We start from the raw sequence: 12287 nt of genomic DNA on the forward strand, positions 1-12287 counted from the left end.
CTCCCATTTACCGAGTGGGCGTGGATGTTGCTTTCATGCGATGCCCACTCTTGCTCGCAGAAAGAGTACTTTGCCGATTTTCAGGCACTTGTCACGCCGATTCATCCCTGAAACGCCGTTAATGATAAATGTCAACCTTTTGGTTTCCAGCTCAAAAGAGAGGCTCTTTCGTAAAGCCAATTATACTGCGTTACCATCTGGTTGGTGCGCGTGTATTGGTAGCCAATGAAGCCCAATATCATCAGCACGATGGTGTCGACCACGTAGTAATGCAGCGAAAACATCGTTCCGCCGAACAGCGCATGATGGATGAATCTTACGCCGATGCCGAGCCCCAGCATATAGGCGAATAGCTGGGCGAAGCTGCGCCATGTTTGGGCACACGCCTTGCCCGTCATCCAGGCCGCCCAGCCACCGAGCAGGCAGGTGACGAAAAAGAACTGCCAAATCGAGGGTTCCTCATAAAGAATGCCCTGCATGATGAAGACTCCTGAAACTCAGTGATGGCCGCCCTCGAGGTAGGCGGCGCGCACTTCCGGATTGGCGAGCAGTTCCTTGCCGGTGCCGCTCATCGTCACATTGCCGTTGACCATGACATAGCCGCGCGTGGCGAGCTTCAGTGCGCCGAAGGCGTTCTGCTCGACCAGGAACACGGTCAGTCCCTGCGTGCGGTTTAGCTCGCGAATGGCGTCGAAGATCTGCTTGACGATCAGCGGCGCCAGGCCTAGCGACGGCTCATCCAGCAAGAGCAGCTTCGGCCTTGCCATCAGCGCGCGGCCGATCGACAGCATCTGCTGCTCGCCGCCCGAAAGCGTGCCGCCACGTTGGCCGACGCGTTCCTTGAGCCGCGGGAACAGCGTGAAGACCCTTTCGACGTCCTCGTCGTAATGCTTGAGACCGTCGAGGCTGGCGCCCATCTGCAGGTTTTCCATCACCGTCATGCGCGGAAAGATGCGCCGGCCCTCCGGCGACTGCGCGATACGCATGCGCGCGATCTCGTGGGTCGGCATCTGGGTGATATCGGTGCCGGCGAAAGTGATAGTGCCGGCACGAGCGCGCGGAGCACCGAAAATGGTCATCATCAGTGTCGACTTGCCGGCGCCGTTGGCGCCGATCAGCGCCACGATCTCGCCCTGTTTGACGGTGACGTCGACGCCGTTCAGCGCCCTGATGTTGCCGTAGTAGGTCTGGACGCCCTTGATATCGAGCAGCGTTGTGCCGGCCATTATTTCCGCCCCCCACGCCGATTAGAGGTGCCGGGAGTTTTCGACTTCGCCGGAGCCTTGCCCGGCTTTGCCGTGGAAGATTTCGCGGCCGATTTGGCTTTGGCCGGCGATCCGGACTTTGCAGCAGCGCTCGACCTTGCATCGATCTGCCCGGCCTTCGAAGCGCCCTTTGACACTGTGACGCGTTCGCCCTCGCTATGGCCGACCGTATCGGCCACCGGTCCGGCAAGATAGGAAGACGATGTGCCCGGTCCATGCGCGGCATCCGGACCGGTATCCAATTGCTCGATGACGTCCTCGTCGCCGACTTCGGTCAGTACCGTCTCGACGTCCTCGTCTTCAACGCCGAGATAGGCGGCGATGACGCGCGGGTCGGTTCGTACCGATTGCGGGTTGCCGTCGGAGATCTTGCGCCCGTATTCGAGCACGACGACATGGTCTGAAATCTGCATAACCACCGCCATGTCGTGCTCGATCAACAGGATCGACGTACCGGTGTTGTCCTTGATGTCCATCAACAGCGCATTGAGCGCCGCCGATTCCTTCGGATTAAGGCCGGCAGCCGGCTCGTCGAGGCACAGAAGCTCAGGGCCGGTGCACATGGCGCGAGCAATTTCGAGCCGTCGCTGCGCGCCATATGGCAGATCGCCGGCAGGATCGTCGGCGCGGTCGACGAGATCGGCCTTCTCCAGCCAGTGCTCGGCCAGTTCAACCGATTCCGCCGAAGCCTGTCTGTATCCGCTATAGCCGAACAGGCCGAGAATAGTATAGCCGGACGCCTTCATCAGCTTGTTGTGCTGGGCGACCAGAAGGTTCTCCAGCAGCGTCATGCCCGAGAACAGGCGGATATTCTGGAAGGTGCGCGCCACCTTGGCACGCGCCGGGATCTCATGGTTCGGCAAGCGTTCGAGCAGGAAGGTCGAGCCGTCGCGCCGGTTGAGCGTGATCATGCCTTCCGACGGCTTGTAGAAACCGGTGATGCAATTGAACACGGTGGTCTTGCCGGCGCCGTTGGGACCGATCAGAGCGGTGATCTCGCCACGTTTGGCCTGGAATGACAAATCGCCGATGGCGACGAGACCGCCGAACTTCATCGACAGATGCTCGACCTGCAGGATGGCATTGTTCACGGAGGGGCTCGCGTTCATCAGCCGTGTCCCTCCTTGGTGAAGGACCCGGACACCGCCCTGCGCACCTTGAGGAAGGCCGTCGGCTCGCGGCTGCCGACGAAGCCACGCGGCTTCCACAGCATGACGATGACCATGGCCATGCCGAACAACAGCATGCGATAAAGTTCCGGCGTGAAGTCGGGGCCAAACCCGGGTATGACCTTGATGTTGCCCCAACTCAGGCCGGTCTTGAGGAAATCCAGTTCGCGCAGGATTTCGGTGCCGCCGATCATCACCATGGCCGCGACGGCAATGCCGACCAGCGAGCCCATGCCGCCAAGCACGACGATGGCAAGGATGATCGCCGATTCCAGGAAGACGAAGGATTCCGGGCTGACGAAGCCTTGCCGCGCGGCGAAGAACGAGCCGGCGAAGCCGCCGAACATCGCGCCCGTGGCAAAGGCCGTGAGCTTGGTGGTGGTGGTGTTGATGCCGAGCGAGCGGCAGGCGATCTCGTCTTCGCGCAGCGCTTCCCAGGCGCGGCCGACCGGCAGCCGCCTGAGCCTCACCGTGACGAAGGCGGTCAGCAGGCAGAGTCCAAGGATTAGGTAGTAGAGGAAGATCTTGTAGTAGGCGCCGGACTGCGCGATGCCGAGCACCTTGGAGATGTAGTTCGGGTCGGAGACGTTGAACGACATCAGGCCGAAGAACGAGACCTTCGGGATGCCGGAAATCCCGGCCGAGCCGTTGGTCAATTCGCGCCAGTTGATGATCACTAGCCTTATGATCTCGCCGAAAGCGAGCGTCACGATCGCCAGATAGTCACCGCGCAGGCGCAGCACCGGGAAGCCCAGCATGACGCCCCAGAATGCAGCCATCATGCCGGCGGCGGGCAGCAGGATCCAGAAGGAAAGGCCGTAATGCGTGCCGAGCAGCGCATAGGCATAGGCACCGACAGCGTAGAAGGCGACATAGCCGAGGTCGAGCAGGCCGGCCAAGCCAATAACGATATTCAACCCCCAGGCCAGCATCACGTAGATCAGGATCTGGATGCCGAAATTGTCGACATACTTCAGCGAACCCTGGAAACCGACCGCCATGGACCCGGCATATAGCGCCAGCACCAACACCACGACGATCGGGTAGAGCGCCAGTGCGGTTATGCCCAATGCCGAGAAATGAGCATGAATGAAGGCCCGGAAACGATAAATCAGCCAGGCCAGCGCATAGATGATTGCAAGCGCCCGCAGGAACCGCACAAAATCGGAAAGTTCCGGCCCTAAGGCCTCGGTCAGGAAGCCGCTGAGCGCCAGCAGAATAACGGCGACGGCGACCGCCACGATGAACGCGGGAAGGCGGAAGAATCGCGAAGCCAGGCTGACCGGCAGCAGGCCGGTGGCGACGTCGATGATCTTCTGGTTCGCCAGGAAAGGTTGGCCATAGGCGACGTAAAGGAAGCGTCCGGCCATAGTGGCGATCACGACGCCGGCGAGCAAGCCCCAGCGCTGCAACAGGATCAGTTCGTTGGAGATGTTCTGGTCGGTCTTCAGGCCGATGAACAGCACGAACAGGCCAAGCGAGATGGCGCCGGCATAGAGCGCTTCGCGAAAAGCGCGCTGGACCGGGGTGGCGACGACGGTGTTTTCCGGAGATACGGTGACCGCCATGAACTCAGACCTTTTCGACTTCTGGCCGGCCGAGAATGCCGGAAGGCAGGAAGATCAGCACGATCGCCAGGATGGAGAAGGCGGCGACGTCCTTGTAATCGATCGAGAAATAAGCCGACCACATGCTTTCGATGAAGCCAATCATCAGCCCGCCGAGCACGGCGCCGGGCAGTGAGCCGATGCCGCCGAGCACCGCGGCAGTAAATGCCTTCACACCGGGCGTAAAGCCGTCGGAAAACACCACCACACCGTAGTACATCAGGAACAACGTGCCGGCGACGGCGGCAAGGGCGGCGCCCATGATGAAGGTGATCGAGATGGTGCGGTCGACGTCGATGCCAAGCAGCGCCGCCATCTTGCGGTCCTGCTCGCAAGCGCGCTGCGCCCGGCCGAGCGAGGTCTTGTTGACCAGGTACCAGAACAGCGCCAGCAGGACTATGGTGACCAGGACGATGATGATCTGCTTCAGCGAGACGCTGATGCCTTCGATGTTGTAGACCTTGGACACCATTGGCGGGACCGGCTTGTTGCGCGGCCCTTGCGTCACCTGAACGAAATTGGACAGCGCAATCGACATGCCAATCGCGGTGATCAGCGGCGCCAGCCGGAATGAACCGCGCAAAGGCCGGTAGGCGACCTTCTCGATCGTCCAATTATACAGGCTGGTCAGCAGCATCGCGACGATCATCATGATCAGCAGCGCAACGACGATCGGCAACGAATAGAACAACGCACCGAGGATAAGGAAAACGATGAGCGCGGTGAAAGCGCCGATCATGAAAATGTCGCCATGGGCGAAATTGATCATGCCGATGATGCCGTAGACCATCGTATAGCCGATCGCGATCAGCCCATAGATCGATCCCAGCGTCAGCCCATTGATAAGCTGCTGGACAAAATACTGCATGCTGTCGTGGCTCCCCTGGAATGTCGCCCATGCAGACGCATTCCTTTTCGTATTTCCCCTAGTCGTAAAGTTTCGAGCCCGGATTGCAACGTGATTTTTCGATGGTTATGCGTGTTTTCGCCGCACGCCATCCGATTGCCCGTTTTGTTCCCGTCCGACCCCTGGACTATCGAGGACCCTACCATTGGCCTAACGCAATGTCTTTGACGATTCAATCGCAGCATGCACTCCATTTCGAAGAAATCGCCGTCAAAATAAGTTGATGAGCGGGATCGTTGCGCCGTTGACGTCAATCCGCTTGCGCTCTCTTTCTTTCCCCTGCGTCAGCGATTTTCCTTATTTGACGACGAAGCCGTGCGCGAACGGGTCGCGGTCGTCGATGAAGATCGTGTTCAATCCGGTCATTCGTGCCCAGCCGCCAATCGACGGAATGATTGCCGGCTTGCCGGCGACGGTGACCTCTTTCTCCACCCTGCCCTTGAACAGCGAACCGATGATCGATTCATGGACGAAGTCGTCGCCTACCCCAAGCTTGCCCTTGGCGTGAAGCTGCGCCATCCGCGCCGAGGTGCCGGTTCCGCAGGGCGAGCGGTCGATTGCCTTGTCGCCGTAGAACACGGCGTTGCGGGCATCGGCTTGCGGGTTGGTCGGCGCACCGGTCCACAATATGTGCGACAGCTTGTCGATGCCGGGATTCTCCGGGTGGACGAAGGAATATTTCTCGTTGAGCCGCTGCCGCACCACCGGGCTCCAGGCGATCAGGTCGCCGGCCGAATGATCGGCCATGTCGCGATAGTTCTTTTGCGGTTCGACGATGGCATAGAAATTGCCGCCATAGGCGACATCGACGCTGATCTCGCCGAGCCCGGGGCATTCGACCGTCAGTCCCTCGGCATAGAGGAACGACGGCACATTGGTGATGCGCACCTCCTCGACATAGTCGCCGACCTGCTTGTACTCGGCGACGACCAGGCCCGCCGGCGTATCCAGCCTGAGCACGCCCGGCGTCTTCGGCTTGATCAATCCATTTTCGACGGCAAAGGTCACAGTGCCGATGGTGCCGTGGCCGCACATCGGCAGACAGCCCGAGGTCTCGATGAACAGGATGGCGATGTCGCAATCCTCACGCGTCGGCGGATAGAGGATCGAGCCGGACATCACGTCATGGCCGCGCGGCTCAAACATCAGGCCGGTGCGGATCCAGTCATATTCGGCCAGGAAATGCGCTCGCCGCTCCATCATCGTCGAGCCGTTGAGCAGCGGTCCGCCGCCGGCGACCAGCCGCACCGGATTGCCGCAGGTGTGGCCGTCTATGCAGAAGAAGGAATTCTTGGCCATGCCGGCTTCCAACTGAATATCGTCGAACTCAAAACCGTTGCGGGCTGAACGGGCCGAGATCGAGCGATGGATTCTGCCCGAGAACGAGCTCGCGGATCAAGCGCCCGGTCGCCGCAGCCTGGGTCAGCCCGAGGTGACCATGGCCGAAACCGTACACCACCGACGGCGTTTGTTGCGAACGTCCGACCACCGGCAGCGAATCCGGCAGCGACGGCCGGAACCCCATCCATTCGCGGCCATTGGCCGGATCCAGTCCCGGCAGGAATTTCTGCGCCTTTTCGAGCAGCGCTTTCGAGCGCGCATAATTGGGCGGCCTCTCAAGGCCGCCGAGTTCGACCGCACCACCGACCCGCAGGCCCGTATCGAGCGGCGTGATGACGAAGCCATGCCCGGAGAAGATCAATTGTCGCTTTACGTCGAAGGCAGTCTTCGACAACGTCGTGTTGTAGCCACGCTCGGTCTCCAGCGGGATTCCGTCGCCGAGATGTCTCGCCAGCAGATGCGACCAGGCCCCGGCAGCGATGACGAGATGCTTCGCCCCTCGCCGCGTGCCGTCGGCCGTGGTCAGGATCGCGCCGTCCTGTCCCGCCTCGACACGCTCGATCCGGGCCTTTTCGAACCCCGCGCCCAACCCCTCGGCATAGGCCCACAAGGCCTTTCCAAGCAGCTTGGGATCGGCGACGGTTTTCCACCCCGGCACGAACGTTCCCTTGACGAAGCGCGGCGACAGACCGGGCTGCAAGGCGGCGAGAGCGCTGCCCTCGACATGGCTGAAGCCGATGCCGAAGCGCTGTCTTGCCGCCCAGCCGGGCAGCGACGCCTTGAACTCGGCCTCGCTGTCATAGAGTTCGAGCGAGCCGTCCTCGTGCAGCATCGGCCGTGTGCCGGAACGGTCGAGCAAGCCCATCCATTCCGCCTCGGCGAGCTTCATCATCCCGGCCTGCGCAGCAAGGCCGGCTTCATAGCGGTCGCTTCGGCCGGCGCGCCAGAAGCGGACCAGCCAGGGCAACAGCTTCAGCAAATAGGCGGGCGGAATGCTGAGCGGGCCGAGCGGGTCGGCGAGCCATTTCGGCAACTGCCTGATCATGCCCTTGTGAGCCAGCGGCAGCACATCGGAGAAGGCAAAGGCAGCGGCATTGCCGGAGCTGGTTTCCTCGCAGATCCCCGTCCGATCGAAAATCGTGACGTTTCGGCCCGCCTCGGCCAGAAAGGCGGCGGCGCAGATGCCGATAATGCCGCCACCAATGATGGCAACATCGAGCGTAGCATTATCATTCATTGCCATGCGCCGCGCTGCACATCTGCAAATACCCTCGAAGGGACTGGATCAGAATGTCGGCAGCTCTGGCCGCACCGCCAGCGCGTCCCTGACGATCTTTTCGACAGCCTTGCGCCGCTCGCCCGCCAACGGCTGGCGCGGCATGCGCACGCGGTCGTTGGTGTTGATCGCCAAGACTTCGGCGAGCTTGATGTTCTGCACCAGATAGGTCGATACGTCGAGATCGAGCAGCGGCCGGAACCAGCGGTAGATCTTCAGCGCCTCCTCGCGGCGGCCCTGTCTCATCAGCTGGTAGATGGCGACCGTCTCGCGCGGGAACGCGGTGACCAGGCCCGCCACCCAGCCAATGGCGCCGACCGACAGCGCCTCGAAGGCGAGATTGTCGACGCCGGTGAACAGATCGTAGCGGTCGCCGAGGCGGTTGATGATCTCGGTCGAGCGACGGATGTCGTCGGAGGACTCCTTGATGGCAGCGAAGCGCTGGTCCTTCGCCAGCTCCTCCATCTGGTCGACAGTGACGTCGACGCGGTAGGCAAGCCGGTTGGAGTAGATCATCACCGGCAGGTCGCCGGCCGCGGCGACGGCGCTGAGTGCCGCGACTGTCTCCTCGGCATTGGTATGATAGATCGGGCTCGGCACCACCATCAAACCGTTGGCGCCTTCTTTTGCGGCGCGGCGTGCGATCGCCGCCGCCTCGCGTGTGCCGGCTTCGTTGACCGTCAACAGCACCGGTTTGTTGCCGGCGATCTTCTGCGCGGTCTTCAGCACCGCGATCTTTTCGTCATGCGACAGCATCGGTCCTTCGCCAAGCGAGCCACAGACGATGATGCCGTCGCAGCCGGCCTCCATCTGCAGCGCAAAGCAGCGCTCCATCTCGGCATGGTCGAGGCGGTCATCCTCGGTGAACTTGGTCGTAACGGCGGGGAAGACTCCGGCCCACATGTCGGTCGCTCCATCTGATATATCAGCTGTATATTTCTTAAGAAGCCGGCTGTCAACATTGAATCTGATATGATATATCAACAATATATCAGGAGACGCCGCATTGGTATATGACAACCCAGGCTCCGAGCCGGCGACTGCAAAGGCCTACCGCAGGCTCGAGCACATGATCGTAACGCTCGAACTGGCGCCCGCGAGCTTCATCACCGAGGGGGCGCTGATCGACAGGCTCGGCCTCGGCCGCACGCCCGTTCGCGAAGCAATCCAGCGGCTGGCATGGGAGGGGCTGCTTGAGGTCCGGCCGCGTGCCGGCATCGCCATTGCGCCGCTTCACCCTGGCGACTGGCTACGCGTCCTCAACGCCCGCCGTGGCGTCGAGGTCGTGCTTGCCCGCTCGGCCGCCCGCTTCGTCACCCGCGAGGCCGCCGACCTGTTTCATGACGCTGCCCTTGCCATGCAAAAGGCGGTGATTTCGGAAAATGTGTTTTACTTCATCCAGGCCGACAAGGCGCTCGACGAAGCGCTGGCGCTGGCTGCCGACAACCCGTTCGCCGCGCGCCTGGCGGCACCCTTGCAAACCCACAGCCGTCGCTTCTGGTTCCGCTACAAGGCCGACACCGGCTTGGCCGAATCCGCCGAGCACCATGTTGCGCTGATCCGCTCGATCCTCGCCGGCGACGAAGAGGCCGCGGCCAAGGACGCCAAGCGGCTGATGACACTGCTGCGCGGCCATGCCGAGGCGGCCGCGACGCGCTGACGCCGCCCGCTCCCTCATGAGTTTTGGCCGGGCAGGGCCTCCACGCTTTCCCAATTTTCGCCGGCTGCGACAATGCAGCTTCTGCCGGCGACGTCGGTCACGATGACCGTCCAGCTTCCGCTATCGGCGACAAAAACTTCCATGACCGCCTCCTGACCGATCAGTCCGAGAGCAAACTGTTTTTCCTGGAAATTCTCAGTCAGGTGGGCGACGAGGTCGGCATGTTCAACGCAGTATTGATATTGGGCGCTCGCGGCATTCGTACCCACCGCGAATAAGCCAGCAAAAGCTACGGTCTTCACCCATCCTAACAGCGATTTGCGTGCCATAGGGCACCTCCTTTGCCATCACGATCCGGCAAAGGGAGGTGATTGACGGCCTCATTTTGCCGGAGCGATCCAGGCCGGTTCCGACGTCATCATCGCGTCGCTCCTTTCCGTGTTCCGGTCTGCCGTCAGCGATCAATTCTAGATGTTCTCGCTATGTTCCCATATATGGTATCGCTATCGAAAAATAGCAAGCCGTGCGCGCCTCAAGCGGGCGCGGGGAGATCCGTTTCAAAGTCGCCGAGAATAAGGCCGCAGCCCGGCTGCCGTGCCGAGGCTGCGGCCAGGTGAATAGGAAAGGCCTACTTCAGATACCGGGCAGCGCCGCTATCGTCATCGCGCTCTCCCAGCCTTCGCCGACTGAAATCACGCAGCTTTGACCTTTTGTATCGCTGGCGAGGATGGTCCAGGTGCCCTTGTCGGAAACGAAAACTTCAAGCACCACATTCGGATTGACGACGCCGACCGCGCTCGGGTTTTCATGAAACTTCTCGCCGAGCGCCTTGACCATATCGGCGCGTGCCGCACATTGCTCGGCAGCCGTTGCCGGGGCGGCGGAAAGGGCCATTGCCGCGCAAGCTATAGTCGCCATGAGACGTGTCATCTGACACCTCCTTTGCGCCGGACGATATGCCCCGGAGCCGTCACCAGCGCCGTTGGTTGATCTGCCAGCGTCTCCTTCGCGGCAGGACTGGAACCTAAGAAGATTGCTGCCTTCTTGGTTCCATCACATTAGTGTTCATGCCGATGAAGACCGCGACAAAAAAGGCCCGGGTCGAGCCCAGGCCTTCTTTTGCTTTCCGCGATCTGGATCAGTTCATCGTCGGGATGACGAACTCGGCGCCATCCTTCACGCCGGCCCGCGCGCGCGCCGCCGAAGGCGAGGACGCGCAGACAGAAAACCGTCCGGCTAATTCATCGTCGGAATGACGAACTCGGCGCCATCCTTCACGCCGGACGGCCAGCGCGACGTCACCGTCTTGGTCTTGGTGTAGAAGCGGAACGCGTCCGGCCCGTGCTGGTTGAGGTCGCCGAAGGAGGACGCCTTCCAGCCGCCAAAGGTGTAGTAGGCGATCGGCACCGGGATCGGCACGTTGATGCCGACCATGCCGACCTGGACCCGCGAGGCGAAGTCGCGCGCCGCGTCGCCGTCGCGGGTGAAGATGGCGACGCCATTGCCCATCTCGTGCTCGTTGGCGAGCTTGATGGCGTTCTCGTAGGTCGGTGCGCGCACCACCGATAGCACCGGCCCGAAAATCTCTTCCTTGTAGATGCGCATGTCGGCGGTCACATTGTCGAACAGGCAGCCGCCCATATAGTAGCCGTTCTCGTAGCCCTGCATGGAAAAGCCGCGGCCGTCGACGACCAGCTTGGCGCCTTCCTTGACGCCGGTGTCGACATAGGACTTGACCCGCTCCAGCGCCTGCGCCGTGACCAACGGGCCGAAATCGGCGGAAGAATCCGTCGACGGACCGACCTTCAGGCTCTCGACGCGCGGCACCAGTTTTTCCATTAGCCGGTTGGCGGTGTCGTTGCCGACCGGGACGGCCACCGAGATCGCCATGCAGCGCTCGCCGGCCGAGCCGTAGCCGGCGCCGATCAGCGCGTCGACGGTCTGGTCCATGTCGGCATCGGGCATGATGATCATGTGGTTCTTGGCGCCGCCGAAGCACTGCACGCGCTTGCCGGCCGCGCAGCCGCGCGAATAGATGTACTGGGCGATCGGTGTCGAGCCGACGAAACCGATAGCCTTGATGTCGGGATCGTCGAGGATGGCGTCGACCACTTCCTTGTCGCCGTTGACGACATTAAGGATGCCGGCCGGCAGGCCGGCCTCTATGAACAGTTCGGCAATCCGCATCGGCACGCCCGGATCGCGCTCCGACGGCTTGAGGATGTAGGCATTGCCGCAGGCGATGGCCGGCGCGATCTTCCACAACGGGATCATCGCCGGAAAATTGAATGGTGTGATGCCGGCGACGACGCCGAGCGGCTGGCGCATCGAATAGACGTCGATGCCGGGGCCGGCGCCATCGGTGAACTCGCCCTTCATCATATGCGGCGCACCGATGCAGACCTCGACCACTTCGAGGCCACGCTGGATGTCGCCCTTGGCGTCGGCGATGGTCTTGCCGTGTTCGCGCGCCAATATCTCGGCCAGCGCGTCATACTCCTTGGCGACCAGCTCGAGGAATCGCATCAAGACGCGCACGCGCCGCTGCGGGTTGGTCGCCGCCCAGCCGGGCTGTGCCGCCTTGGCGTTTTCGACCGCCGCGCGCAATTCCGCCTGCGAAGCCAACGCCACCGTGCCGCGCACCGTGCCGTCCATCGGCTGCATGACGTCCTGCTTGCGGCCGCTGGTTCCTGCGACACGCTTGCCGCCGATGAAATGACCATATTCGATCATGATCTCTCTCCCTGGTTCGTGATGAGGCATTGTCCGCCTTTGCGGGAGCGATGGCAACGCGAGCGAAAACGCAACCGTTGTGCATAAAATAGAGTGCGAGAGGTGCCTGTGCATCAAATGGCGCAAATGGTAGGGAGTGTACTCCTATCGCTTGGATTGCTGAGTTGAGTTTCTTCACACCCCCCTCTGTCCTGCCGGACATCTCCCCCGCAAGGGGGGAGATTGGCGGCTTCGGCCTTACCGCCCTTTTTGCGACGTTGGAGATTGGCGAAAGCCGACCCGGCATCCGATCTCCCCCCTTGCGGGGGAGATGGCCGGCAGGCCAGAGG

General features: G+C 61.8%; 13 protein-coding genes. 2 read left to right on the forward strand and 11 right to left on the reverse strand.

What is annotated here, in order from left to right; all coding sequences use genetic code 11:
• Positions 1 to 131: 131 nt before the first annotated feature.
• The 8 genes from NKH70_RS18740 to NKH70_RS18775 all read right to left on the reverse strand — a co-directional run bounded on the left by NKH70_RS18740 (position 132) and on the right by NKH70_RS18775 (position 8468).
• A complete protein-coding gene (locus NKH70_RS18740) occupies positions 132 to 479 on the reverse strand; it encodes a DUF6867 family protein (RefSeq protein WP_254816421.1) in 348 nt (115 codons plus the stop codon).
• 18 nt (positions 480 to 497) lie between these two features.
• A complete protein-coding gene (locus tag NKH70_RS18745) occupies positions 498 to 1226 on the reverse strand; it encodes an ABC transporter ATP-binding protein (RefSeq protein WP_254816420.1) in 729 nt (242 codons plus the stop codon).
• Positions 1226 to 2374 (reverse strand): ABC transporter ATP-binding protein, encoded by a 1149-nt coding sequence (locus NKH70_RS18750; protein WP_352909829.1) that lies wholly within the window; start codon positions 2372 to 2374, stop codon positions 1226 to 1228. The genes NKH70_RS18745 and NKH70_RS18750 overlap by 1 nt, the downstream gene beginning before the upstream one ends.
• Positions 2374 to 4002 carry a high-affinity branched-chain amino acid ABC transporter permease LivM gene (gene livM / locus NKH70_RS18755; RefSeq protein WP_352714504.1) on the reverse strand — a complete coding sequence of 543 codons (1629 nt, stop codon included), beginning with the start codon at positions 4000 to 4002 and terminating at the stop codon, positions 2374 to 2376. The genes NKH70_RS18750 and livM overlap by 1 nt, the downstream gene beginning before the upstream one ends.
• 4 nt (positions 4003 to 4006) lie before the next feature.
• Positions 4007 to 4909 carry a branched-chain amino acid ABC transporter permease gene (locus NKH70_RS18760; protein ID WP_023678052.1) on the reverse strand — a complete coding sequence of 301 codons (903 nt, stop codon included), beginning with the start codon at positions 4907 to 4909 and terminating at the stop codon, positions 4007 to 4009.
• Between the two features lie 336 nt (positions 4910 to 5245).
• Entirely contained in the window at positions 5246 to 6247 is a 1002-nt protein-coding gene (locus NKH70_RS18765; protein ID WP_352714506.1) for a 4-hydroxyproline epimerase, read from the reverse strand.
• A gap of 28 nt (positions 6248 to 6275) precedes the next feature.
• Complete coding sequence (locus NKH70_RS18770) at positions 6276 to 7526, reverse strand: NAD(P)/FAD-dependent oxidoreductase (RefSeq protein ID WP_352909826.1); 1251 nt, start codon at positions 7524 to 7526, stop codon at positions 6276 to 6278.
• A gap of 48 nt (positions 7527 to 7574) precedes the next feature.
• Positions 7575 to 8468, reverse strand: coding sequence for a dihydrodipicolinate synthase family protein (locus NKH70_RS18775; protein WP_352714509.1), 894 nt, complete (start codon positions 8466 to 8468; stop codon positions 7575 to 7577).
• A gap of 103 nt (positions 8469 to 8571) precedes the next feature.
• Between NKH70_RS18775 and NKH70_RS18780 the strand changes: the two genes are divergently transcribed.
• Positions 8572 to 9225: a GntR family transcriptional regulator gene (locus NKH70_RS18780; RefSeq protein WP_352909824.1), complete on the forward strand. Its 654-nt coding sequence runs from the start codon at positions 8572 to 8574 to the stop codon at positions 9223 to 9225.
• 14 nt (positions 9226 to 9239) lie between these two features.
• Here the strand turns inward: NKH70_RS18780 and NKH70_RS18785 are convergent, their stop codons facing one another.
• Together NKH70_RS18785 and NKH70_RS18790 are read right to left on the reverse strand one after the other, a co-directional pair.
• On the reverse strand, positions 9240 to 9554 hold the full coding sequence (locus tag NKH70_RS18785) for a hypothetical protein (RefSeq protein WP_352909821.1): 315 nt from the start codon (positions 9552 to 9554) through the stop codon (positions 9240 to 9242).
• 304 nt (positions 9555 to 9858) lie between these two features.
• A complete protein-coding gene (locus tag NKH70_RS18790; RefSeq protein WP_352909819.1) occupies positions 9859 to 10155 on the reverse strand; it encodes a hypothetical protein in 297 nt (98 codons plus the stop codon).
• 137 nt (positions 10156 to 10292) lie between these two features.
• Between NKH70_RS18790 and NKH70_RS18795 the strand changes: the two genes are divergently transcribed.
• Entirely contained in the window at positions 10293 to 10481 is a 189-nt protein-coding gene (locus NKH70_RS18795) for a hypothetical protein (RefSeq protein WP_352909817.1), read from the forward strand.
• Here NKH70_RS18795 and NKH70_RS18800 read toward each other — a convergent pair.
• Positions 10462 to 11958, reverse strand: coding sequence for a CoA-acylating methylmalonate-semialdehyde dehydrogenase (locus NKH70_RS18800; RefSeq protein ID WP_292658506.1), 1497 nt, complete (start codon positions 11956 to 11958; stop codon positions 10462 to 10464). The genes NKH70_RS18795 and NKH70_RS18800 overlap by 20 nt on opposite strands.
• Positions 11959 to 12287: the final 329 nt, after the last annotated feature.

It is taken from the genome of Mesorhizobium sp. M0991 (genome assembly GCF_040318915.1).
Taxonomy (GTDB): domain Bacteria; phylum Pseudomonadota; class Alphaproteobacteria; order Rhizobiales; family Rhizobiaceae; genus Mesorhizobium.

Coding starts and splice junctions, on each gene's coding strand:
- NKH70_RS18740 (WP_254816421.1), bottom strand. CDS start 479: ATGCAGGGCATTCTTTATGAGGAACCCTCGATTTGGCAGTTCTTTTTC.
- NKH70_RS18745 (WP_254816420.1), bottom strand. CDS start 1,226: ATGGCCGGCACAACGCTGCTCGATATCAAGGGCGTCCAGACCTACTAC.
- NKH70_RS18750 (WP_352909829.1), bottom strand. CDS start 2,374: ATGAACGCGAGCCCCTCCGTGAACAATGCCATCCTGCAGGTCGAGCAT.
- livM (WP_352714504.1), bottom strand. CDS start 4,002: ATGGCGGTCACCGTATCTCCGGAAAACACCGTCGTCGCCACCCCGGTC.
- NKH70_RS18760 (WP_023678052.1), bottom strand. CDS start 4,909: ATGCAGTATTTTGTCCAGCAGCTTATCAATGGGCTGACGCTGGGATCG.
- NKH70_RS18765 (WP_352714506.1), bottom strand. CDS start 6,247: ATGGCCAAGAATTCCTTCTTCTGCATAGACGGCCACACCTGCGGCAAT.
- NKH70_RS18770 (WP_352909826.1), bottom strand. CDS start 7,526: ATGAATGATAATGCTACGCTCGATGTTGCCATCATTGGTGGCGGCATT.
- NKH70_RS18775 (WP_352714509.1), bottom strand. CDS start 8,468: ATGTGGGCCGGAGTCTTCCCCGCCGTTACGACCAAGTTCACCGAGGAT.
- NKH70_RS18785 (WP_352909821.1), bottom strand. CDS start 9,554: ATGGCACGCAAATCGCTGTTAGGATGGGTGAAGACCGTAGCTTTTGCT.
- NKH70_RS18790 (WP_352909819.1), bottom strand. CDS start 10,155: ATGACACGTCTCATGGCGACTATAGCTTGCGCGGCAATGGCCCTTTCC.
- NKH70_RS18795 (WP_352909817.1), top strand. CDS start 10,293: ATGCCGATGAAGACCGCGACAAAAAAGGCCCGGGTCGAGCCCAGGCCT.
- NKH70_RS18800 (WP_292658506.1), bottom strand. CDS start 11,958: ATGATCGAATATGGTCATTTCATCGGCGGCAAGCGTGTCGCAGGAACC.